This is a genomic window from Cellulomonas sp. P5_E12, from assembly GCF_054049315.1.
The window spans coordinates 37,736-60,148 of sequence record NZ_JBFUMP010000001.1; the positions used below are offsets into that span (position 1 = coordinate 37,736).

The 22,413-nt window shown below is 70.2% G+C and carries 19 protein-coding genes; 14 read left to right on the forward strand and 5 right to left on the reverse strand.

Annotated elements, in window-relative coordinates; genetic code table 11:
* Nucleotides 1-170 precede the first annotated feature (170 nt).
* Genes ACXJKA_RS00170 through ACXJKA_RS00200 form a run of 7 tightly spaced genes read left to right on the forward strand, consistent with a single transcriptional unit; the run spans nt 171 to nt 7,911 of the window.
* Nucleotides 171-1,229, forward strand: a complete 1,059-nt coding sequence (locus ACXJKA_RS00170; RefSeq protein ID WP_456823135.1) for a Gfo/Idh/MocA family protein — start codon at nt 171-173, stop codon at nt 1,227-1,229.
* Nucleotides 1,226-2,233: an NAD-dependent epimerase/dehydratase family protein gene (locus tag ACXJKA_RS00175; RefSeq protein ID WP_456823136.1), complete on the forward strand. Its 1,008-nt coding sequence runs from the start codon at nt 1,226-1,228 to the stop codon at nt 2,231-2,233. The genes ACXJKA_RS00170 and ACXJKA_RS00175 overlap by 4 nt, the downstream gene beginning before the upstream one ends.
* Before the next feature lie 14 nt (nt 2,234-2,247).
* Nucleotides 2,248-3,360 (forward strand): DegT/DnrJ/EryC1/StrS family aminotransferase, encoded by a 1,113-nt coding sequence (locus ACXJKA_RS00180; protein WP_456823368.1) that lies wholly within the window; start codon nt 2,248-2,250, stop codon nt 3,358-3,360.
* Nucleotides 3,353-4,072, forward strand: coding sequence for an acetyltransferase (locus ACXJKA_RS00185; RefSeq protein ID WP_456823137.1), 720 nt, complete (start codon nt 3,353-3,355; stop codon nt 4,070-4,072). The genes ACXJKA_RS00180 and ACXJKA_RS00185 overlap by 8 nt, the downstream gene beginning before the upstream one ends.
* Nucleotides 4,069-5,310, forward strand: coding sequence for a glycosyltransferase family 4 protein (locus ACXJKA_RS00190; protein ID WP_456823138.1), 1,242 nt, complete (start codon nt 4,069-4,071; stop codon nt 5,308-5,310). Before ACXJKA_RS00185 ends, ACXJKA_RS00190 begins: the two co-directional genes overlap by 4 nt.
* The gene (locus ACXJKA_RS00195) at nt 5,307-6,416 is read left to right on the forward strand and encodes a DegT/DnrJ/EryC1/StrS family aminotransferase (protein ID WP_456823139.1); all 1,110 of its coding nucleotides are present in this window, start codon (nt 5,307-5,309) and stop codon (nt 6,414-6,416) included. Before ACXJKA_RS00190 ends, ACXJKA_RS00195 begins: the two co-directional genes overlap by 4 nt.
* Nucleotides 6,417-6,420: 4 nt before the next feature.
* Nucleotides 6,421-7,911 (forward strand): oligosaccharide flippase family protein, encoded by a 1,491-nt coding sequence (locus ACXJKA_RS00200; RefSeq protein ID WP_456823140.1) that lies wholly within the window; start codon nt 6,421-6,423, stop codon nt 7,909-7,911.
* Nucleotides 7,912-7,930: 19 nt separating this feature from the next.
* Here the strand turns inward: ACXJKA_RS00200 and ACXJKA_RS00205 are convergent, their stop codons facing one another.
* The 3 genes from ACXJKA_RS00205 to ACXJKA_RS00215 all read right to left on the reverse strand — a co-directional run bounded on the left by ACXJKA_RS00205 (nt 7,931) and on the right by ACXJKA_RS00215 (nt 11,385).
* The gene (locus ACXJKA_RS00205; protein WP_456823141.1) at nt 7,931-9,076 is read right to left on the reverse strand and encodes a glycosyltransferase; all 1,146 of its coding nucleotides are present in this window, start codon (nt 9,074-9,076) and stop codon (nt 7,931-7,933) included.
* Nucleotides 9,073-10,251, reverse strand: coding sequence for an O-antigen ligase family protein (locus ACXJKA_RS00210; protein ID WP_456823142.1), 1,179 nt, complete (start codon nt 10,249-10,251; stop codon nt 9,073-9,075). Before ACXJKA_RS00210 ends, ACXJKA_RS00205 begins: the two co-directional genes overlap by 4 nt.
* 264 nt (nt 10,252-10,515) lie before the next feature.
* On the reverse strand, nt 10,516-11,385 hold the full coding sequence (locus tag ACXJKA_RS00215) for a hypothetical protein (RefSeq protein ID WP_456823143.1): 870 nt from the start codon (nt 11,383-11,385) through the stop codon (nt 10,516-10,518).
* A gap of 114 nt (nt 11,386-11,499) precedes the next feature.
* Between ACXJKA_RS00215 and ACXJKA_RS00220 the strand changes: the two genes are divergently transcribed.
* The gene (locus ACXJKA_RS00220; protein ID WP_456823144.1) at nt 11,500-12,144 is read left to right on the forward strand and encodes a hypothetical protein; all 645 of its coding nucleotides are present in this window, start codon (nt 11,500-11,502) and stop codon (nt 12,142-12,144) included.
* Here the strand turns inward: ACXJKA_RS00220 and ACXJKA_RS00225 are convergent.
* Nucleotides 12,137-12,913 carry a polysaccharide deacetylase family protein gene (locus tag ACXJKA_RS00225; RefSeq protein ID WP_456823145.1) on the reverse strand — a complete coding sequence of 259 codons (777 nt, stop codon included), beginning with the start codon at nt 12,911-12,913 and terminating at the stop codon, nt 12,137-12,139. The two genes, ACXJKA_RS00220 and ACXJKA_RS00225, sit on opposite strands and share 8 nt — an antisense overlap.
* A gap of 269 nt (nt 12,914-13,182) precedes the next feature.
* Here ACXJKA_RS00225 and ACXJKA_RS00230 point away from each other — a divergent pair, with 269 nt between their 5' ends.
* From ACXJKA_RS00230 to ACXJKA_RS00255, 6 genes are all read left to right on the forward strand, one after another.
* The gene (locus tag ACXJKA_RS00230) at nt 13,183-14,868 is read left to right on the forward strand and encodes a hypothetical protein (protein ID WP_456823146.1); all 1,686 of its coding nucleotides are present in this window, start codon (nt 13,183-13,185) and stop codon (nt 14,866-14,868) included.
* A 110-nt stretch (nt 14,869-14,978) separates the two neighbouring features.
* Entirely contained in the window at nt 14,979-16,169 is a 1,191-nt protein-coding gene (locus tag ACXJKA_RS00235; protein WP_456823147.1) for a glycosyltransferase family 4 protein, read from the forward strand.
* The gene (locus tag ACXJKA_RS00240; RefSeq protein ID WP_456823148.1) at nt 16,166-17,482 is read left to right on the forward strand and encodes a glycosyltransferase family 4 protein; all 1,317 of its coding nucleotides are present in this window, start codon (nt 16,166-16,168) and stop codon (nt 17,480-17,482) included. Before ACXJKA_RS00235 ends, ACXJKA_RS00240 begins: the two co-directional genes overlap by 4 nt.
* A 30-nt stretch (nt 17,483-17,512) precedes the next feature.
* Nucleotides 17,513-18,391 (forward strand): glycosyltransferase, encoded by an 879-nt coding sequence (locus ACXJKA_RS00245; RefSeq protein ID WP_456823149.1) that lies wholly within the window; start codon nt 17,513-17,515, stop codon nt 18,389-18,391.
* Nucleotides 18,388-19,332, forward strand: a complete 945-nt coding sequence (locus tag ACXJKA_RS00250) for a glycosyltransferase family 2 protein (RefSeq protein WP_456823150.1) — start codon at nt 18,388-18,390, stop codon at nt 19,330-19,332. The genes ACXJKA_RS00245 and ACXJKA_RS00250 overlap by 4 nt, the downstream gene beginning before the upstream one ends.
* 479 nt (nt 19,333-19,811) lie before the next feature.
* Nucleotides 19,812-21,296 (forward strand): DUF4082 domain-containing protein, encoded by a 1,485-nt coding sequence (locus tag ACXJKA_RS00255; RefSeq protein ID WP_456823151.1) that lies wholly within the window; start codon nt 19,812-19,814, stop codon nt 21,294-21,296.
* Nucleotides 21,297-21,395: 99 nt separating this feature from the next.
* Here the strand turns inward: ACXJKA_RS00255 and ACXJKA_RS00260 are convergent, their stop codons facing one another.
* Nucleotides 21,396-22,409: a hypothetical protein gene (locus ACXJKA_RS00260; protein WP_456823152.1), complete on the reverse strand. Its 1,014-nt coding sequence runs from the start codon at nt 22,407-22,409 to the stop codon at nt 21,396-21,398.
* Between the last annotated feature and the right edge of the window lie 4 nt (nt 22,410-22,413).

Consider the following 22,413-nt stretch of genomic DNA (forward strand, 5'->3'; position numbering starts at 1 on the left):
TCCTCCGACCCCGGCGGCCACAGGTCTGTAGGCATCCGGGACGGCGTGGTCATTCAGCACCGCCGTTCGGGTGTTCACCCCGTCGTCGCGGGGTGAAAATGTCCGATATCTACGGACATGCCCCCTCGGGTTCGTGACACTGGAGCCCACCGACACGTAAGGGGCATGACATGACCGAGCAGCTGCGCGCGGCTGTGGTGGGGGCCGGGTACTGGGGACCCAATCTCGCCCGCAACTTCCGGACCAGCCCGGACTGGGACCTGGTCGCGGTGTGCGACCTGGACGCCGACCGGGCCCGCAAGGTGGTCGGTGCCCGCTCGACGGTGGACGTGATGACGTCGGTGAGCGACCTGCTGGCGCGCGACGACGTCGACGCCATCGCGATCGCGACGCCGGCCCGGACCCATGCTCCGATCGCGCTCGCCGCGCTCGAGGCCGGCAAGCACGTGGTCGTGGAGAAGCCGATCGCGGACCGCGGTGCCGGCGCCCGGACGATGGTGGCACGGGCCGCCGAGCTGGACCGGGTGCTCATGGTCGACCACACGTTCTGCTACACGCCGCCGGTGCTCAAGATGCGCGAGCTCATCGCCGAGGGCCACCTGGGCGAGATCCTCTTCGTCGACTCGGTCCGCATCAACCTGGGGATCGTGCAGCCCGACGTCGACGTGTTCTGGGACCTCGCGCCGCACGACCTCTCGATCCTCGACTTCATCCTCCCCGGCGGCCTCGTGCCCTCCGGCGTCGCGGCGCAGGGCGCCGACCCGCTGGGCACCGGCCAGACCTGCGTGGGCTACCTGACTCTCCCGCTGCCCGGAGGGGCCATCGCGCACGTGCACGTCAACTGGCTGAGCCCGACCAAGATCCGGCAGATGGTCGTTGGCGGCAGCAAGCGGACGCTGGTCTGGGACGACCTGTCGCCGCAGCAGCGGCTCACCGTGTACGACCGCGGCGTCGAGCTCGGTCAGCCGGCGCCGGACAAGACGACCGCCAACATCTCCTACCGCCTCGGCGACGCCTGGGCGCCCGCGCTCCCCGAGAAGGAGGCGCTCGGCGTCATGGTCGCCGAGTTCGCGGCGGCCATCCGCGAGGGCCGCGCACCACGGACGGACGGCCACGCCGGCCTGCGGGTGCTCGACGTCCTCGAGTCCGCCTCCCTCAGCCTGGAGGACGGCGGCCGTCTGACGCCCGTCGCCTCCCACACCGCACCCGCACTGGAGACCGTCGCATGAGCAAGCTTCAGGGGGCGCGCGTCCTCGTCACTGGCGGGGCCGGCACCATCGGCTCGACGATCGTCGACCAGCTCCTCGACGCCGGCGTCGCCAACGTCGTCGTCCTCGACAACCTGGTGCGCGGCCGCCGCGAGAACCTCGCGGACGCGCTCGCCTCCGGGAAGGTCGAGCTGGTCGAGGGGGATCTGCGCGACCGCGACCTCGTGCACGACGTGACCCGCGGGAAGGACCTGGTGTTCCACCAGGCCGCCATCCGGATCACGCAGTGCGCCGAGGAGCCGCGGCTCGCGCTCGAGGTCCTCGTCGACGGCACGTTCACGGTGCTCGAGGCAGCGGCGGAGCACAAGGTGGACAAGGTGATCGCCGCGTCGAGCGCCTCGGTGTACGGGCTGGCGGAGCAGTTCCCGACGGGGGAGCGGCACCACCACCACAACAACGACACGTTCTACGGCGCGGCCAAGTCGTTCAACGAGGGCATGGCCCGCAGCTTTCGCGCGATGTACGGGCTCGACTACGTGCTGCTGCGCTACTTCAACGTGTACGGCCCGCGCATGGACGTGCATGGGCTGTACACCGAGGTGCTGGTGCGCTGGATGGAGCGGATCGCGGACGGCCAGCCGCCCCTCATCTTCGGCGACGGTCTGCAGACCATGGACTTCGTGGTCACCACCGACATCGCCCGCGCCAACCTGCTCGCGGCGAGCAGCGACGTCGTGGACGGGGTCTACAACATCGCGAGCGGCACGGAGACGAGTCTGCTCGGGCTCGCGCAAGCCCTGCTGCGGGCAATGGACTCCGACCTGTCCGTCGAGCACGGCCCGGACCGCGCGGTCAACGGCGTGACCCGCCGGCTGGCCGACACCTCGGCCGCGCGCATCGACCTCGGGTTCGAGGCGGAGATCGGGCTCGAGGAGGGGCTGCGGGAGCTGGTGGCCTGGTGGCGGCCGCTGCGCAGCGAGATCGCCGCGGGCCGCGCCCTGAGCAGTGCGGGTGCACGCCCGTGAGCCGTATCAACGTCATGCAGCCGTGGTTCGGGCCGGAGGAGATCGCCGCGGTCAGCGAGGTCATCGCGTCCGGGTGGGTGGCCCAGGGTCCCCGGGTCGCGGCCTTCGAGTCCGCCTTCGCCGAGGCCATGCAGGTCGAGCACGCCGTCGCGGCGTCGTCGTGCACGACGGCTTTGCACCTGGCGCTCGTCGTCGCTGGCGTCCAGGCAGGCAACGACGTGGTCGTCCCGTCGTTCTCGTTCATCGCCACCTCGAACGCGCCCGTGTACGTGGGTGCTCGCCCGGTGTTCGCGGACGTCGACCCGGTGACCGGCAACCTGACCGCGGCCTCGGTCGAAGCCGCGCTGACCGACGCCACGCGCGCCGTGATCGTCGTCGACCAGGGCGGGGTCCCCGTCGACCTCGATGCGATCCGCGCCGTGACAGATCCGCGCGGCATCGTCGTCGTGGAGGACGCGGCGTGCGGCGCCGGCTCGACGTACCGCGGCCGCCCCGTCGGGGCCGGTGCGGACGTCGCGGCGTGGTCGTTCCACCCCCGCAAGATCGTGACCACCGGCGAGGGCGGCATGCTGACGACACCGCACGCCGAGTGGGCGCAGCGGGCCCGCCGCCTGCGCGAGCACGCGATGAGCGTCTCCGCCGCCGCCCGCCACGCAAGCGTCCTGGCGCCGCCGGAGGAGTACCTCGAGGTCGGCTACAACTACAGGATGACGGATCTGCAGGCCGCCGTCGGCATCGTGCAGCTGGGCCGGCTGCCGGAGGTCGTCGCGCGGCGGCGCGAGATCGCCGCCACCTACGCCAAGCAGATCGCCGAGCTCCCCGGCCTGCGCGCCGTCGCGGACCCGGAGTGGGGCACCTGCAACTTCCAGTCGTTCTGGGTCGAGGTCGGCGCGGAGTTCCCGCTCGACCGCGACGGGCTGCTGGCCCACCTGGCCGACGCCGAGATCTCCGCACGCCGCGGGATCATGGCGACGCACCGGCAGCCGGCCTACGCCGGCGCCGCGCACGCGCCGCTGCCCGTCACGGAGCACCTCACCGACTCGACCCTGATCCTGCCGGTGTTCCACCAGATGTCCGAGTCCGAGCAGTCCCGCGTCGTGGACGCCCTGCGGTCGGCCGGTGCGTGACGTGCCCGTCCAGCTGATCCTCGTAGCCGCGAGCGGCCTGGCCCGGGAGGTCCTCGCTCTCGTACGCGCGCACGGCGGGTACGAGGTCGTCGGTTTCCTCGACGACGACGAGGCCCGGCACGGCACCGCGCTCGATGGGGTACCGGTCCTGGGCGGTCTCGCCGCCGTGACCGACCACCCCGGTCCCGAGCTGCTGGTCTGCGCGGGCCGCGGCTTGAGCCGGGAGCGGATCGTCGAGCGGCTCGACCAGCTCGGCGTGGCACCGATCCGGTTCGCGGCGGTGGTGCACCCGAGCGTCGACGTACCGGCGGGCTGCGAGGTCGGCATGGGGTCGATCGTCCTGGCGGGGGCCGTGCTCACCGCGGCCGTGACCGTCGGTTCTCACGTAGTCGTCATGCCGAACGTCACGCTGACGCACGACTGCGTCCTGCAGGACTTCAGCACCGTGTGCGCGGGCGTGACGCTCGGTGGCAGCGTCGTCGTGGGACGCACCGCGTACCTGGGGATGAACGCCTCGGTTCGGGAGAACGTGCGCGTGGGGGCGGGGGCGACGCTCGGCATGGGTGCAGCGCTCCTGGTGGACCAGCCGGACGGCGAGACCTGGGTGGGCGTCCCCGCCGGTCCGCTGGGTGTGGCCTCGGGCCGTGCCCGACACCGGGTGGTCGACGCGACGTGGCCGACGGACCTGGACGTGGCGGAGAGCCTCGCATGAAGGTGTTGATCTACCCCCACGCCATGGAGCTCGGCGGGAGCCAGCTCAACGCCATCGAGATCGCCGGTGGCCTCGCCGAGCGCGGTCACGACGTCACGATCTTCGGCCCGGACGGGCCACTGGTCGCCGAGGCGGAGCGCCGCGGACTGACGCACGTCCCGGCTCCGACCCCCAAGGTCCGCCCCTCGCCGACTGTCGTCTCGGCGCTCTGCTCCCTGGTGCGCGAGAGGTCGATCGACGTCGTCCACGGCTTCGAGTGGCCCCCGGTGATGGAGGTGCTCTACGGCCCGTACCTGCTGCTCGGCACGGCCGCTGTCGGCACCGTGATGTCGATGTCCGTCGCGCCGTTCATCCCCGTCGGCGTCCCGCTGACCGTCGGCACGGCAAGGATCGCGCAGGCCGAGCGCGGCCGCCGTCCGGACGTCGCGCTCCTCGAACCGCCCGTCGACCTGCGCGCCAACGTCGCCGGGCGACCTGGCGACGCCCGCGCAGCACTCGGTCTGGGCATCGACGAACTCGTCGTGGTGACCGTGTCGCGGCTCGCGCTCGAGCTCAAGCGCGAGGGCATCCTGACCGCGATCCGCGCGGTCGGCGCCCTCGCGGACGCGCTGCCCGTGCGTCTGGTCATCGCCGGCGACGGGCCGTGCCGCGTGGAGGTCGAGGACGCGGCCACCCAGGTGAACCATGCGCACGAGCGCGAGGTGGTCACCCTGCTCGGCGAGGTGCAGGACCCCCGTGGCGTGTACGACGCCGCTGACGTGATCCTCGGCATGGGCGGCTCCGCCTTGCGGGGGATGGCTTACGGCCGGCCGATCGTGGTGCAGGGCGAGCTCGGGTACTGGCGGCTGCTCGAGCCGGGATCGCTCGACGAGTTCCTGGCCGACGGCTGGTACGGCATCGGCGACGGTCAGGACGGCGCGGCCGTGCTCGGCGAGATCCTGCGTCCCCTGCTCACCGATCCCGACCGCCGCGCACGGCTGGGCGCCTTCGCGCGCACGGTAGTCGAGGACAGGTTCAGCCTCGATGCCGCAGCCGCCGCCCAGGAGCGCATGTACGAGCTCGCCCGGCGCACGATCCCGTCGAGGTGGTCGCAAGCGCCGTCGATGACGCGCTCCTTCGGACGCGTCGCCGGCTACGAGATCCGCCGCAAGGTCGCCCGCAAGGTCGGCCGTGCCCCGTCCGACGACTTCAACACGATCGAGTCCATGACTCGCCGCACAGCCAGGAGCGCCTCGTGAACCAGCCCGTCCCACTCGTCGACCTGCGAGCCCAGATGGCCGAGATCCTCGAGGTGGTGAGTCCGAAGATCGACCAGATCTTGCGGTCCGCTGCCTTCATCGGCGGCCCCGAGGTCGCCGACTTCGAGCACGCATACGCGGCCTACGTCGGGGCCCGGCACTGCGTCGGTGTGGGGAACGGGACCGACGCGGTGGAGCTCGCGCTCCGCGCCATCGGCATCGGCGCGGGCGACGAGGTCCTCGTGCCGGCCAACACCTTCGTCGCGACCGCCGAGGCGGTCGCGCGCACTGGCGCCCGCTCGGTCTTCGTGGACGTCGACGACGACGCATTGCTCATGGCGCCCGAGGCGGTGAAGTCTGCCGCGACCGCGCGGACCCGTGCCGTCATCCCGGTCCACCTGTACGGCCAGACGGCGCCGGTCGACGAGATCGCCGCGGCCGTGGCGCACGTCGAGGCGCGGGTGGTCGAGGACGCCGCGCAGTCCCAGGGTGCGCGCCGCCACGGCGTCGGCTCCGGAGTGTTGGGGGACATCGCCGCGACGAGCTTCTACCCCGGTAAGAACCTCGGGGCAGCCGGGGATGCCGGGGCCGTCACGACGGATGACGACGATCTCGCCGATCACGTGCGCTCGCTGTCCAACCACGGCAGTCCGGTGAAGTACGTGCACGAGATCGTCGGGTTCAACTCGCGCCTCGACGCGCTGCAGGCCGTGGTGCTGCGCGCCAAGCTCGACCGCCTGGAGGTGTGGAACGAGGCGCGTCGGGCGGCGGCGAACCGCTACGGCGAGATGCTGGCGGGTCTCGAGGGCGTGCGACTACCCGCCGTGCTGCCCGGCAACCTTCCCGTCTGGCACCTTTACGTGGTCCGGGTCGCCGAGCGCGACCGCGTCCTCGAGCGACTGCAGCGTGACGGGATCGGCGCGGGACTGCACTACCCGGTGCCGGTGCACCTCACGCCCGCCTTCGGGGACGGCCACCGTGCTGGCGAGTTCCCGATCGCCGAGGCCGCCGCCGACCAGATCCTCAGCCTGCCCATGCATCCCCACCTCACGGTGGCGGACCAGGAGCGGGTCGTCGACTCCCTACGCCGAGCGCTCGTGGGCTGAGCCGATGGAACCGACGACGTCGTCGAGCACGCCGGGGGGTGACACTCTCGGCCGCGGCCTGGCGTGGAGCTTCCTGAACAACTCTTTCGGCCGTATCGGTTCGTTCGTCACAGGGATCGTCGTCGCTCGCCTCGTCGTCCCCGAGGACCTCGGTACGTACGCCGCGGCCCTGGTCGTGCTGAACGTGATGCTCAGCATGAACGAGCTCGGCGTCAGCCTCGCGATCGTCCGGCACGTCGGCTCGATCCGACGGATCGCGCCGACGGTCCAGACGATCGCGCTGGTGTCGAGCGTGGTGCTGTTCGTCACGGCCTGGTTCACCGCCCCGGCGTTCGCGTCCTTGCTCGGTGCGCCGGAGGCGACGGGCGTCATCCGCCTGATGTCGGTCGGCGTCCTCGTCGACGCCCTGACCGCCGTTCCCGTCGCGCTGATGACACGGGCGTTCATGCAGGCGCGACGGTTGCGGATCGACATGGTCGGCTTCGCTGTCGGCACGCCGATCACGATCCTTCTCGCTGCGGCCGGCGCCGGGGCTTGGAGCCTCGCGTGGGGCGCGGTCGCGTCCAACCTGGTCACCGCCGCGCTCTCGCTGCTGTGGAGCCCGGAGCACATCCGCCCGGGGTTCGATCGGACCGTGGCGCGCGAGCTGCTCGTCTTCGGGCTCCCGCTGGCGGGCTCGAGCGTGCTCCTCTTCTCGCTGGTGAATGTCGACTACGTCATCGTCGGCGCGACCCTCGGCGCGACGGCGCTCGGCCTCTACACGATCGCGTTCAACGTGTCGTCCTGGCCCTCGACGCTGGTGGTGGCGGCGGTGCGGCGTGTGTCGATGCCGGCGTTCGCCAGGTTCGAGAAGGACGGGCGCGGAGACGAGGGCTTCCGGCGGGGGATGGTGCTGGTCGTCGCCGTCACCGCGCCGCTGCTGGTGCTCCTCGCGTGCAACGGGCAGGACGTCATCGTCTTCCTGTACGGGGAGCGCTGGGCCGCGGCGGCGGTGGCAGTCCCCGCGCTCGCGGTCCTGGGGATGACGCGCATCGTCGTCGAGCTGGTCTACGACTACCTCGTGGCTGTGGGACACACCGTGCACACCCTGTGGGTGCACGCGGTGTGGCTGGCCATCCTCGTTCCGGTGCTCCTCTACGGCGCCCACCACGGCGGTATCCGCGGTGTGGCTCTCGGGCATGCCGCCGTCTGCATCGTGGTCGTGCTGCCCTTGCTGGGCGTCGTCGCGCACCGCAACGGCATCTCGCTCCTCCCGCTGCTGCGTGGTCTGTGGCGACCGGTCGTCGGCTCCGTGCTGGTCGCAGGCGCGTCGTTCGGGGCGCAGGCGGTGCTCACCTCGCCGTTCCTTGTTCTCCTCGCGGCGGGCGTCGTCGGGCTGCTGCTCTACGCGGTGGTCGCGCTGCGGTTCGTGCGAACGCAGCTCAAGGAGCTGCTGGAGCAGGGCGCCGAGTCGTGGGACCCGGTCGTGGCGGACGCGGGACCCGGCACCCCCTGAGACGGGGCCATCCCACTCGTCAGGACAGGCCGATCGCCGCCGCGAACTGCTCTGCCCGGGCGTCCCAGCTGTGCTGGGCGCCGAATGCCCGCCGGCGCTCGGCGGCGCCTGGCTCGTCGGGGGTCTCGAGGGCCGCGAGCGTGGCCCGCGCGAACTCGTCCGGGCCTGCGCAGAGAGTCGCGAGCCCCGCAGGGATCTCACGGGAGGCAGGCAGGTCGGTCGTGACGACCTGTCGCCCGGCGGCGAGGTACTCCATCGTCTTCAGGGGATAGCTGCTCCGGTTGAACGCCGTGTCTGCATAGGGCGTGAGCCCGACCGAGATGGCGCTCATGTAGGCGGGCAGCTCCTCGAACGGGCGCGGCCCGGTCCACTGGACGTTGTCTCGCGCGAGCAGTGCGTCCATCCGGTCGAGATCGAATGTGAGCGACCGCGGTCCCACCAGCAGCAGCGAGTGCCCCGACGCAGCCACCGCCTCGAGAGCCCCGATGTCGATTCGCGCCGACAGGTGCCCGATGAACCCCGCGACCGGCGCGGGTAGGCGGACGTCGTCCGGCGGGGAGAGCTCGTCCGCCCGGGCGAACGCGGCGGCGTCGCAGCCGTTGGGGATCACTACGGTCGGCCGGCCCGACGCGGCCCATCGCTCTGCGAGCGTCGGGGACACCGCGACGACGAGGTCGGCCGCGGCCAGCTGGCGAGCCTCTTCCCGCCGCAACCAGTCCGCGGAGAGCCCCATGAGGCTCGCCCCCGCCACCCAGTCGTCGGTGCCCCACAGCACCTTGATGCGGGCGGGGCACGCGTCGAGGAGGTCGTCGAACGACGCGACCACGATGGCGTGGACGTCGGCGTCCAGCGTGCGCACCGCTCGGCGGATCGCCGACCGGGTCGTGACGAGCGCCGCCCGGCGCAGGCCGGGGCGGCTGACGCCAGGTGGTGCCAGCGGCGTCAGACGGGCGAGCCCCGGCCCGAGAACCTGGAGCCGAGTCCGTAGCCGGGCGCCCAGGTGCCTCTTGCGAAGCGGGGTCAGCACCGACATCGGCGGGTCAACGAACAGCACCGGGGCGTGCGCGCTGAGCGCAAGCGCGAGGCGTTTCTCCGACATCGCAGAGTCGTCCCACGACACGCCGGAGACGAGGACGACCAGGTTCCGCCAGGCGGACGCCGTCACCGCGGCGCCCTCTGCGACGTCTGCCCGTTCGACGCCGGGGCGACGCGGGGGTTGCCGTCCCGAGCCGGCGGCGTGATGTCGAACCGCGACCGGCGGACGCGGACTTCCGGGTCCGGCTCAGGATCGGGCGGCAGCAGACCAACGCGCCCGAGTGCAGCGACGCACCCGAGGGAGAAGAACAGGATCCCAGCGACCTGGGGGAAGCCGAAAGCGTCGAACGTCGCGCAGGCGACCGTGGCGGCAGCGATACAGGCGAGCAGGGAGCGGGCGAGGCTCCGATCCCGCGCTTGAGGGAGGCGCTTGCTCATGCGTCTCGCCATCACCATGCCGGTCACCAGCAGGCCGAGCAGGGCGAGCGCGCCGACGATGCCCGTCTCGATGAGGCTGCCCAGGTACTGGTTGTCGAGGATGCGGTAGGACGGCAGGAAGGTCGAGACCCCGCGCCCGGTCAGCGGGTTGTGCGAGATGAAGCCCCACGCGAGGTCGTAGCTGTCCGTCCGCGATTTGGCACTGTCGTCCTCCGCGATCCCCGTGAAGAGCCGGGTCATGGTCCCGAGCATCCCGGGTACCGCGACGTAGACGGCGCCGAACCCGCCGACCACGGCCACGAGGGTCAGCCACCGGCGGCGGACGGGCCACGTGGGCAGAAGCACGACCAGGACGATCGCGAGCCCGATGATCGCGGACCTCGACATCGTGATCGGCAGCGCCGCGGCGATCGCCACGACGGGCCACCATCGCGCGAACCGCTCCCGGCGCATGTCGTTGAGGGCGAAGTGCAGCGCGATCGGCAGCACCATCGCGAGCATGACGCCGAACTCGATCGGGTGGGTCGAGGTGCCCGCGGCCCGTGCAAAGCCGTTGCGGCCGTACACGCTGTTGAGTGCCGTGTTCGCACTGAGACCCGGGATGGAGATCCGGTCGACGAAGGCCTGGTGGGTGATGTACTGCGCGACGCCGAGCGCGGCGGCTGCGCCTGCCGCGACGACGAGGAACCTGAGCACGGTCTCAAGACGCTTGCGCGTCAGGATGCCGTCGGCGGTAAGCATGACCAGGCCCCACCAGGAAAGGGCTAGCAGGACGCCGCGGTCTGCCGCGCTGATCTCGTCGGCCTCGATCGGTCGAGTGGTGGCTGCGATGTAGCTCAGGAGCACCGCGACCAGGTAGACGGTCATCGCCGTCCGTGTCGCGGGTGCGGGGCTCAGAGTCGCCCGCGCCCGATCGACCTGCACCGCGAGCCACCAGCCCCCCGCGGCGAGCCCGATGAGCTGTGCCGGTGTCCCAGCCGCACCCAAGGGGGCAAAGACGAGGTTAGCGGGAACCAGCAGCAGCGCCCCGACCCAGACGAGAAGGAGGACCCCTGCGTCGACGGGGCGTCGGGGGCGGGCGACCGAGCCGACTACGTCGCCGCGCACGATGGCTCGCGAGTGCCGCGGGCGTCACGCACGGCGGTTCCCGTGGGCTGTCGACAGTAGGTCGCCCTCGGCGTCGTTCTCTTCGGACTCCCAGTCGTCCAGATGCTCGGCGTCCTGTGCTTCGGCCTCGCTGGATGGAGGCTGTGAAGCAATGGTCGCTCCATCGCCACGCGCCGAGCGACGCCTAGGGAGCGGAGGCGTGGGAGTGTGTGGGGCGACCGGGACGAACGGAGGCCGCTGACTCTCGGAAGGCACCGCCGACTGGGYGGCCGAAGCGCGGCGCTCCTCACGCTGCTGGCGTCGCCGGACGAGTAGGCCGTCGAGCATGTAGGTGCCGAACACCGTCACGGCCAGACCGCCGGCGGCCGCGACCAGCACGGCACGCATCTGGGACTTGGTCGACGGCACGGCCTCCGCGTCGCTCGCCACCGTTGCGAGGGTGATCAAGGAGTTGGTCGGGGCCGAGACATCGAGCTGGAGCTTGTCGAGGAGGTCGGGCATCGCCCCGAGGACGTCGTTCAGCATGGCAATCGTCGCGCCGGGGTCCGTCCCCGTGACGTCGACCACCAGCACCGGACCGCTCGACGCCGCATCGCGCTCGACGACGAAGTCGGCCGGCCCGTGCGGAGGTGCCAGGGACTCGTGGATCTGACCGTCGTTCAGGGCGCGGGCGAGCACGTCTGCGGCGGGCTGCAACCCCCCCATGACGAGATAGGGGTTCCCTTCGGAGCCGACCGTCGAGCGCGGTGGTAGAAGGAGGACCGACGCCTTCGCCTCCTGCTCGGCGGGGACATATGTCAGGGCCATGTAGCAAAGACCCGCAGTGGCGAGCAGGCCGACGACAACGGCCCACCACCGTCGGCGGAGGCCCGCCTGGAGGTCATGCAAATACATGGCCCACCCCCACACAATTCGCCCGATTCGACCCGTGTTGGGCCGTTCTGTGCAGCATAGGCTGAGATCCATCGACCCACTGTGGGGCGGTTGGGTGAACATTGAGGCGGCGTTGTGACGATCTGGGACCTCGTGGTGACGATGTGGCGGCAACGCCTCGTTACTGCGTTGTGCCTGGTCGCGACCGCGGGCGCCCTCGTGCTGGCCGGTTCGCCGCACGATGCCTACAACGGTCGCGTCCGGATCATCCTGTTGACTCCCACGGTCGTCCCGGGAAACGCATTGGCGTCGACGACGACGTCGCTCATAGCCATGACTGGCGTTGTCGCGCGCGTCGCAAACGGCCCGCGGGACGCGGCGAACACGGTCTCGGCGGACCTCAGCCTGACGAGCCTCGGCGTGAGCGAGGGTTGGAGTATCAGGCAGCCGAGCGCCGGCGGACAGTGGGAACCACGGTTCGAGGACCCCGTCCTCGAGGTGCAGTCGTCGGGGCAGACCGCGGAAGCGGCGGATGCGACGATGGCGAAGGCTCTGGACCACGTCGAGACGGCGCTGACCCAGCTGCAGGACGCACAGCGAGTCCCAGCCGAGCTGCGGATCCGGACGGAGCTGAGCCCCGCTTCTCCCGTGTACACCGTGCAGCACGGTTCGAGGGTCCGGGCGGTCGCTATGACGATGGTCGTGGGGCTATTGGTGACGGGCTATGCAGCGATGCAGGCGGAGGCCATCTCTCGCCGTCGTCGCCGTCCGGTCACCTGAACCACGCCGTGCGGCGTGCGCCGGGCGCGACGAGCTCCCCGACGGTGACGGGGATTCGACCGGCGGCCTCTACGCTGTCCAGCACCTTCGCTGCCATCTCGACGCGGTCGAACGACGTGATCACCGGGGTGCCGTCGGGGCCCGGCTCGAGACGCTCGTGGAGCAACAGGATGCCGCCGGCCCGAAGCCGACGGTTCGCGGTCGCCGCGACGTCCTGCGCGGTCTGCTCTTCCCAGTCGGCCGCGTCCGCCGACCACACCACGATCTGAAGACCCGCGCGTCGTGCTGCCGCCCAGCTGCCGAGGGACTGCGCCCCGTACGGCGGCCGGTAGTAGCGGACCGGTGCACCCGCAACGACCGCGAGTCGAGCGCGTGCCTCCTTGAGCAGCCGGGTCGCGTCGCGGTGCGACAGGCTCGGCAGTGGGCGGTGGTCCAGCCCGTGCAGGGCGATCTCGTGACCTGCTCGGGCGATGTCGTGGACGAGCTCGGGATGGCGTTCCGCCTGGGGGACGAGCAGGAAGAAAGTACAACGCGCGTCACGGCGGCGTAGCTCGTCCAGAAGGGGGGGTGTGACAACTGGGTCCGGTCCGTCGTCGAAGGTCACAGCCACCCGTTTCGTGGCCCTACGGGCGCCCCCGATAGACCCGACGAGAGGCCCGAGCAGGGTGTCGGCGGTGGCTCGGCCGGCGCGTCGCGCGCGGGGTCCGAGCGATCTGCGCAGGTCGTGGAGGCCCGAGTTCATCAGTTGACCAACTTCTTCGATTCTCATCTCGCCTGGTCAGTGGCCCAGTCTGCCGCTAGAGCCCCGCCTCTGGTGCCCAAGGAGTGGGCGAAGCATCCTAGGATGTGGCGCGATCGGGTGAATTTACACGGATGAGTGGTTCGCCACCGTTTGGATGACGATGTCCCGGGCGTTCCGGACATCGGTCCCCAACAGAGAGATCTCTCATGGCCCAGTCACAAGGCCTTCGACGCACGGTAGGCGGCGGCGCGAGGAGTGCGGGTAGGCGGCTCAGGCCGCACCATGCGATCGCGCCGGTGGTGGCCCTGGTCGTCGCGATTGCCCTGATCGACTCCCAGACGTCGCCGTCCGCCTCTGCCTCAGCCGTCGTCGGGACCACCTCGAGCTCTGTCAACGAGTACCGGACGCCCGTCAGCAGCTTCTCCCCCGGGGACGTCACGGCCGACGGCGCCACGGCGTTCGTCCTCCTCGTCGCGACCGACGGTCCGCCGGGAGGTGACCAGGCCGTCGAGGACGTCAGTGGTTGCGGACTCGACTGGCAGCTCGAGCGCCGCGCGAACCGCAGCAGCGGCACTTCGGAGGTCTGGACGGCCGAGTCGGCCGACGGCGTCGCGGGGTGCAACCCCGTCGCCGAGCTGGGTGTCGGCTCGTACGTAGGTCTGATCGGGCTCTACGCCCTGGCCGACGCGCAGATCGGGACCTCGGCGGGAGCGTCCGGTGCCGACAGCTCAGCGTCCGCCTCGGTCCAGGCGTCCGCCGGAGCGGTCGTATTCGGCATCGGCAACGACTGGGCCACCGCTCAGGACAAGTCCGTGCCGAGCGGGCAGGAGCAGCTGGAAGAGCTGCAGACCTCGACCAACGACACTTTTTGGATCCAGAGGACGATCGTCGACGACGGCGGCCGCGTGAACCTGCGAACCAGCGGCCGGGCCGACGAGCTGTGGAACTTCGCGGCCGTCGAGGTGGAGCCGGTCGGCGGGACCGAGCAGCCGGGCCCCTCGCCGACGTCGTCCGACACGCCGAGCTCGACGCCGACCACCACGACCACGCGGACCCCGACCCCGACGACCGAGCCGACCGTCGCGCCGACGCCGACCGCTACACCTACGCCAACCGCGACGGCGACGCCAAGCGCGACGGCGACGCCTGCCCCGAGGCCGACGTCGACACCGCGCCCGACGTCCTCGGCTACCCCCCCGCCGGTGGTGACGCCGCCGCCGGTGGTGACGCCGCCGGTGGTGACGCCGCCGCCGGCGGGTGGCTTCCCGAGCGCTGCGACGACTGGGGTCCCAGCCGGGGTAGCTCTTACACCCTCCGGAGGATTGCGGGTCACGACGCCAAACACCGTGATCGACGGACTCGACATCTCCGGCGACGTATCGATCGAGGCGCCGGGCGTGGTGATCAAGAACTCGCGCATCCACGGCGGTGGGGACGGTAACGGTGTCTACGTCCGGTCCGGGAGTGTGCAGATCTTCGACAGCGAGATCTTCGGTTTCGAGAACGCCCTCGGGTTCGACAACTGGGCCGCGTATCGGGTGGACATCCATTCGACGACCGGTGACGGCGTGAAGTTTGGTTCGAACGTCACGCTCCAAGACAGCTGGATCCACGACCTGACTCCAGGGCCGAGTGCACACGCGGACGGTGGGCAGATGCAGGGTGGCGTGCGGAACCTCGTCGTGAGTCACAACACCATCGACGTCTCGGCCTCGAAGTCGGCGAACGCTGCGCTGTTCCTCGCGCCTGACCTCGGCCCTAGCGCCGACGGGCCGGTCACCATCGCGGGGAACTACCTGTCTGGCGGCAACTACACAGTCTTTTGCGTGGACGGCGCGGACGGTCGCTACATCGTCAAGAACATCACTATCCGCGACAACGTGTTCGGCCGGTCGTTCGAGTACGGAGCCGCGCGGGTCAACGTGCCCGTGACCTGGTCGAACAACGTCTGGGCCGACACCGGAGGTGCCGTCCGGTACTGACCGCAGTTCGCTCGGGGCTACGGGACATTTCGCCCGTTCGGGCCCGTCTGGATCGCGCAGCCCGCCACTAGGGTGGCTCGCGAAGCCAGGTCGAGCGTGAGGTGGAAACGATGGCGACCGACCAGTCTGTGGCTGGAACGCAGGCCGACGGGGTCGCGCTGCGGATCGGGTTCGCGTGCCACTGGACGCACCCGCTGGAGTCGACGTGGTCTGGTACCCCGTGGCAGCTGCGCTCGGAGTTGGCCGGACTGGCGACGGTTGTCGACCTCGGCGTCGAGCTTCCTGGGGCTACGAGGACCGCGCTGCGTGCCCTCGGCGCTCGGCGTTCGAGCACGGGGTGGACCACGACGTGGCGGCACGGCCGGGTGACGCGCCTGCTGGTCGAGTCCGCCATGAACCGTGCGGCGGAGCGTCTGGTGCCCGACGTGGTGGTGGAGATTCAGGACCTTGGCGTGACTCGTGCGCCGTCGATGGTCGTGCAGGACCTCAGTTACGCGTTGCTTCTCGACCAGTTCGGCCCACAGGGGGTTCCGCACTTCCGCGCTCTCGGCAGGAAGCGGATCGACTCCCTGCGCCGCGCCCAAGAACGGGTGTACGCCCATGCCGCCATGCTCTTGCCGATGAGCCAGTGGCTGGCGCGCAGCCTCGTCGCGAGCGGAGTCCCAGGCGATCGCGTCAGAGTGATCAACCCGGGCGCCAATGCCGTCGTGCCCGTCGGGACGCCAGTCCCTCCGCGACGGACCGCGGCTCGGCGTCGGCTGCTGTTCGTCGGTCGCGACTTCGACACCAAGGGCGGATCGCTMGTGGTGGCCGCGTTTCGCCGCTTGCGCACTGAGCTGGGGTCTGGGATCACGTTGACGGTCGCCGGGCCGACCTCGTGGCCGCTGAGGGGCGAGATACCCCCGGGAGTCGAGTTCCTCGGCCCCGTCTCCCGCGAGCGCGTCGCGGAGCTCATGGACTCCCACGATCTGTTCGTGATGCCCTCCGAGATGGAGGGGTTCGGCATCGCGTTCGTCGAGGCGCTCACTCGTGGCCTGCCCTRCATCGGCCGCGACGCCTGCGCGATGCCCGAGATCATCGACACAACCAGTGGTGGTCGCCTCCTTCGTCGCAACGATCCCGATGAGCTTGCCGCGCTCGTCGTCGAGGCACTGGATGACGATGAGCTCTATGCGGCCTGCGCCACCCAGGCTGACGCCCGCCGGAGCCACTTCACCTGGCGCCGCGCAGCACGCGAGGTGCTGGACGCCGCAGCAGCCGCGATCGAACCCCGAGGGCTCGTGAGAGGCCAGACACCATGACGCGCCGAGGCAACCGCGTGCTGATCATCGTTCAGAACTTGCCCGTACCCCTCGACCGTCGGGTATGGCTCGAATGCCGCGCTCTGGTGGCGGCTGGGTACCACGTGAGCGTGATCTGCCCGCGTGGTCCGGGAGATCCGACGCGGCAGGTCATCGACGACGTCGCTATCTACAAGTACCGCCCCGCGCCTGAGGCCAAGGGCATCCTGGGCTTCGTCATTGAGTTTGTGTACTCCTGGCTGCGGACGGCCTGGCTCTCCGTCGTCGTCCGCCGCGAGCGCGGCTTCGACGTGCTGCAGGCATGTAACCCGCCCGACACCTACTGGGCGCTCGCGCTGCTGTGGAAACTTCGGGGCGTCCGGTTCATTTTCGACCACCACGACCTGAACCCCGAGCTGTTCCTTTCCCGGTTCGGAGAGCCGGCGAGCACGGGAGCGCGAACCCAGCTCGCCGGCCTGCGCTGGCTCGAGCGCAGCACGTTTCGCACCGCCGACTGGGTCATCTCCACCAACGAGTCCTACCGGTCGGTCGCGGTCGAGCGGGGCGGGGTGCCGCGCACCCGGACGACGGTGGTGCGCAGCGGCCCGGACACGCGGATCATGCGGCCCGTCGAGGGCGCTGCCGAGCTCGCGCACGGCGCGCATCTGCTGGTCTACCTCGGCATCATGGGCCCGCAGGACGACGTCGACGTCGTGCTACGCACACTGCATGAGCTGGTGCACGTGCGGGGGCGGACCGACGTGCGCGCAGCGCTCCTCGGGTTCGGTGACTGCCTCAAGGACCTGCAGGCGCTGAGCACGGAGCTGGGGCTGGACGACCTCGTCGAGTTCACCGGCCGCGCTGGCCCCGAGGTGATCGCCGCCTACCTCTCGGCCGCGAGCGTGGGGCTGTGCCCCGATCGCAAGACGCCGCTGAACGACAAGTCGACGATGAACAAGACGATGGAGTACATGTCCTTCGCGCTGCCGATCGTCACGTTCGACCTGGTGGAGACCCGCGTCTCCGCCGCGGACACCGCCCTCTACATCACGTCCGGCCGCATCGAGGATGTCGCCGACGCCGTGGAACGGCTGCTGGATGACCCGGCACTGCGTCTCGACATGTCGATGCGCGCCCGCGAGCGGGTGGTTGGCGAGCTCGACTGGGAACCGCAGGCGCGGGCGTACATCGGTGCGTACGACGCGGTCACTGGGTTGAGCTCGGGTCCAGGCCCGTTCGTCGACCCGCCTGCCGAGCTTTCGCGACCGTTTGTCGACCTCGACAGGCTCGACGACTTTGTTCGAGCTCGTGGAACCGCTGTCCGGAAGGGCTGAGCTGTGGATTTCGTGGAGAGTGTGGCGGGCGTGACAGCGAAGGTTCCGCGGCAGGGGGCGCAGGCTGTCTTCATCGTCCCTGCCCACGACGAAGCGGCCGTCATCCGGCGGTGCCTCACGGTGCTGCTCGCCGACGCCGAGCCGGGCGAGCTGTCCGTCATCGTCGTCGAGAACGGGTCGACCGATGCGACGGCCGCGGAGGCGCGCGCAGCCGCAAGGGAGGGCGACGACGTCACGGTGCTCGAGACGGACACGGCGTCGAAGGCCGCCGCGCTCCGCGTCGGGATCGGCCGCGCTGGCGACGGAGCGGTGGTGATCGTGGACGCCGACGTCGAGCTATCGACGGAGGTCGCCCGCCTGTTCGTCGAGGCTGTCGCGGTAGATCGGCCTGTGCTCGCGGCGGCGATGCCAAAGATGGACATGTCTCGTGCGTCATGGGCCGTCCGGCGCTACTACCGGGTGTGGAGCGCACTGCCGTATGCCACCGGCACCGCCGGCGGTTCCGGTGTGTTCGCTCTGAGTGCGGCGGGAGTCGCACGGATCGGCACGGTGCCCGACGTGGTGAACGACGACGGGTGGGTGCGTCGGCAGTTCACGCCCGGAGAGCGGGTCGTCGTCGACGGTCACGTACTCGTGCACCCCGCTCGGACGGCCCGATCCCTCGTGTCACGCCGCGCTCGCCTCGTCAACGGGAACCGGGAGATCGATCGGCAGAGCGGCCGCGATGCGGACGGAGGATCCGTGACGGCGCTCTACAGCGGTCTGCGTCGAGGTGCGTATGGGCTCCTCGACGTCGCGACGTTCGTGGGGCTGACGATGGTCGCCCGGGCGGTCGCATGGACGCGACGCCTGCGCGGCGACTCGCGGTGGTCTACCGACGCGAGCTCGAGGGCTACGGAGCAGGCGTGACCCGTCATGAGGCGTGCGTCGTGGTCGTCACCTACAACAGCGCCGACTGGGTGGAGCGGTGCCTGCGCGCGCTCGTGGAAGACGCCAAGCCGACCATCACCACAGAGGTGATCGTGATCGACAACGGCTCCGATTCCGACACCCAGGCCGTGCTGCAACGGTGGTCGTCGCGCGTGAGGGTGCACCTCGCAGGTGAGAACCTCGGATTCGGGCGGGCGTGCAACTTGGCGGTCAGCATGACGGATGCTCGATGCATCGTGCTCGTCAACCCGGACGCCGTCATCCGACCGGGATGCATAGAAGCCCTGGTCGCCGCATTGGCAGACCATCCTGAGGCGGGGCTCGTCGGCGGTCGGACCGTTCGGCCCGACGGTGCGCTCGATCCCAAGTCCTGCTGGGGACGTCCGACGTTGTGGAGCTGGTTCTGCTTCGCCACTGGCCTGTCGACGCTGTTCCGGCGGTCACGCATCTTCGACACGGAGTCGCTCGGGGCGTGGGACCGATCGACTCCTCGTGAGGTTGGGATCGTGTCGGGATGCCTGCTGGCTGCTGAGCGGAGTACGTGGCAGCTTCTCGACGGGTTCGATGAGCGCTACTTCATGTACGGCGAGGACGCCGACCTCTCGATGCGCGCCTCTGCGTTGGGGTTCCGTCCGCGGATCACGCCGGATGCGGTGGCGATGCATGCCGTCGGGGCGTCGTCAGCCAACCGCGCTGCCAAGAACACCCTGCTGATGACGGGGAAGGCGACGCTCGCCCGCACGATGTGGCCGCGCAGGCGAGCTCGCATCGGCATCGCTCTGCTTGTGGTCGGGACCGCCGTGCGGGCGTTCGGCGAATCGGTGCGCCAGTCGCCCGCACCGGCATGGCGGCCGCTGCTGCGGAACCGTACCTGGACCCGCGGTTGGGTCCCGGCCCAGCAGGGCCGCACCATCGGCTAGACCCATCGCGGCGCCCGCTGGTCTCCTCCGCGGTCTCCCTTGCACCGATCCGGACGCCGCTGGCGCACGATCCGCAGCCAGTCGATCCGGGGCGCTTAGTCACGATTCCGCCGAAGCGACGGGTCGATACGCGCCAACATGTGATCAAAGCGTGAAGGTCCCGTGGTGATCGCGCGCGCCTGCGAACGTCGAACGGGCGAACATCGGGGGCCGCTTTTCACCCGCTGATCTGCGAGGGCTCCCGGCTGAGTCTCGGAATGTGACTGAACCTGTGTCCAGGGTCACATCCTGCGTGTGCATATTGTGTCTCCCGACCCCGATTCGGGGGCTTTGCACATCGCATCACCGACAGAGACATTGGCGGGCGAAAGCGACATAGCGGTCAGATAGCGACAAAGGTGAAAAGCCTGGAACTCGGCCGCCCACGCCCGATCCATGTACGAGGCGCGCGATCGCCGCCATTGATTGAGGGAGTACACATGAGCACGCATTTGACCAGTCGTGCGCTGCGGCGACGCAGCCTCGGCATCGTGGGTCTGACGGTGGCCGCCACCGTCGCCCTCGGCGCCGTTGCCACCCCGGTCCTAGCGGCTCCTGCCGACCAGACGATCTGGACCACGTCCACCCCCGCAGGCGTGAAGGTCGCGACGAACGACCCCGACGCTGTCGAGCTCGGCACCGCGTTCACCGCGCAGGCCGACGGAGGCGTGACCGGTGTCCGGTACTACCGCACGAGCGCGAACCAGGGCACCCACACGGGGTCGCTGTGGAGCAGCGACGGCACCAAGCTCGCGACCGCCACGTTCACCAATGAGACGGCCTCCGGTTGGCAGACCGTGAAGTTCGCGGCACCCGTCAACGTGGTGAAGGGCAAGTCGTACGTCGTCTCCTACTTCGCTCCGGAGGGGAACTACGCCTACACCCAGTACTTCTCCGGTGCCTCGCTGACCTCGGCCGTGAGCATCCCCACGACGAATGCCGGGCGGTACGCCTACGGCAGCAAGACGGCATTCCCGAAGTCCACGTACAGGTCGACCAACTACTGGGTCGACGCGATTGTGAGCCCGTCGACGACGGTGGCGCCGGTTCCGACTCCGGTTCCGATTCCGGTTCCGACTCCGACGCCGACGCCGACGCCGACGCCGACTCCGACGCCGACGCCGACTCCGACGCCGACGCCGACGCCGACTCCGACTCCGACGCCGACGCCGACTCCGACTCCGACGCCGACTCCTCCGGCCGGCAAGCCGGGCGCGTCCAACACCGGCGTTCCGGCCGGCACCGTTCTGAAGGCCTCGGGTGAGCTGCGCATCACGGCTGCAAACACGGTCATCAACGGTCTCGACATCTCGGGCCCGGTCTCGATCGAGGCCGCCAACGTCACGATCAAGAACTCGAAGATCCACGGCGGCGGCTCGCAGACCGGCATCCAGGTGCGGTCGGGAAACGTCACGATCGTCGACAGCGAGATCTACGGCTTCGAGAACGGGATCGGCTTCGGCAACTGGACCGCGACGCGGGTGAACGTCCACTCGACCACTGGTGACGGCGTCAAGCTGGGCAGCAACACCACGTTGCAGGACAGCTGGATCCACGACCTGACGCCGGGCGCGGGCGCGCACGCCGACGGAATGCAGGTGCAGTCCGGTGTGAGGAACTTGGTCGTGCGAAACAACGTCATCGACCTGTCCACCACAAAGTCCGGAAATGCCGCCCTGTTCATGGCACCCGACCTCGGGCCGAGCACTGACGGACCTGCGCTGTTCGAAGGCAACTACTTCGACGGTGGCAATTACACGGTGTACTGCGTCGACGGCAACAATGGCCAGTTCTTCATCAACAACATCACATTCAAGAACAACACGTTCGGACGGCACTCCCAGTACGGCGCCGTTCGGGTGAACGTTCCCGTGACGTGGACTGGCAACACCTACACGGACAACGGCGCCCAGGTCTCACTCTGACGAATGTGCTCGGGGTGAGCACTCCGCGCACCCTGTGATCGCCAGCTGCCCGTCCTCCCGCTGTGCGGGTGGGCGGGCAGCCGCCGTCCTGCACCGCCGTCAGCCCACCACCGCCGGCGACCACGCCCCGGGGATCAGCACCGCGGGGACGGCATCGGCCGACGTGTCGACCTCCCACACGTCGGTGGTCCCGGGCAGGTCCGCCCGGGGCAGCCCGTAGAGCAAGGTGTCCTCGTCGAGCCAGGCGGCCTGGTCGTCGACTCCGCGAGTGGCGGGAAGGAGCGTCTCGTCGCCGGAGGCCAGGTCGAGCACGGCCAGCGCCCAGACGGGCTGCCCGGCGACGGTGTCGACCACCTTCTTGTACGCGACCTCCGTGCCGTCGGGGGAGATCGACGGGCACTCGGCGTCGTCGTGCACGGAGGTAAGCGTGCGGTCGCTCAGCGAGCCGCGGACCAGCCACGTCTGGCCGGCGGACTGCGACGCGGCCGTCGCGTAGAAGATGTCGTCGTCGACGAACGTCACGCCCCAGATGTTGCGGTCGGCGGCGGTGAACGGCTGCCCGGCGACCGTGAGGGCGAAGTCCTCGACGTTCCCGAGTGACGTGCCGTCGGACCGGTGGATCTCGGTGAGGGTCGAGAAGCCGACGGTTGCGTAGGAGTGGCCGGTGACGAAGGAGGTGGTGGCGACGAGCGTGGCGTCGTCGGACAGCCGCGTCCGGCTCGGGATGCCCGGCAGGCCCCAGTTCTCGGTGGGCTGCCAGTCGGAGTCGAGCAGTTCGGCCTCCCAGCGGGTCGCGATGCCGGCGATGGTGCGCAGGCACGAGGCGAGCGGTCCGGAGACGTCGACGCGGTCGCAGGCGACGTCCGTGAACGCGCGGGGTCCGTCGGGGTCGTCGAGAGGGACGGCGGCGACGAGGCCGTACTCGTTGCCGGGCAGCGTGGATCGGAACACGATGTGGGGGCCGGACGTCACCGCGTCGAGCTCCGTCGAGGCGACGGGCGGGGCGGAGTCGACGTCGGCGCGGTGACCGCGCCACGCCGCGACGGCGTACCCCCCGATGCCGAGGACGACGACGGCCGTGATGGCGACGAGGAGCGCGACGCGCGAGGACATCCGT

What these genes read in the sequence shown, in the direction of transcription:
- ACXJKA_RS00210 (WP_456823142.1), bottom strand. Translation starts at nt 10,251, where the DNA reads ATGACCGTCTACCTGGTCGCGGTGCTCCTGAGCTACATCGCAGCCACC.
- ACXJKA_RS00180 (WP_456823368.1), top strand. Translation starts at nt 2,248, where the DNA reads ATGCAGCCGTGGTTCGGGCCGGAGGAGATCGCCGCGGTCAGCGAGGTC.
- ACXJKA_RS00200 (WP_456823140.1), top strand. Translation starts at nt 6,421, where the DNA reads ATGGAACCGACGACGTCGTCGAGCACGCCGGGGGGTGACACTCTCGGC.
- ACXJKA_RS00240 (WP_456823148.1), top strand. Translation starts at nt 16,166, where the DNA reads ATGACGCGCCGAGGCAACCGCGTGCTGATCATCGTTCAGAACTTGCCC.
- ACXJKA_RS00190 (WP_456823138.1), top strand. Translation starts at nt 4,069, where the DNA reads ATGAAGGTGTTGATCTACCCCCACGCCATGGAGCTCGGCGGGAGCCAG.
- ACXJKA_RS00170 (WP_456823135.1), top strand. Translation starts at nt 171, where the DNA reads ATGACCGAGCAGCTGCGCGCGGCTGTGGTGGGGGCCGGGTACTGGGGA.
- ACXJKA_RS00225 (WP_456823145.1), bottom strand. Translation starts at nt 12,913, where the DNA reads ATGAGAATCGAAGAAGTTGGTCAACTGATGAACTCGGGCCTCCACGAC.
- ACXJKA_RS00255 (WP_456823151.1), top strand. Translation starts at nt 19,812, where the DNA reads ATGAGCACGCATTTGACCAGTCGTGCGCTGCGGCGACGCAGCCTCGGC.
- ACXJKA_RS00260 (WP_456823152.1), bottom strand. Translation starts at nt 22,409, where the DNA reads ATGTCCTCGCGCGTCGCGCTCCTCGTCGCCATCACGGCCGTCGTCGTC.
- ACXJKA_RS00175 (WP_456823136.1), top strand. Translation starts at nt 1,226, where the DNA reads ATGAGCAAGCTTCAGGGGGCGCGCGTCCTCGTCACTGGCGGGGCCGGC.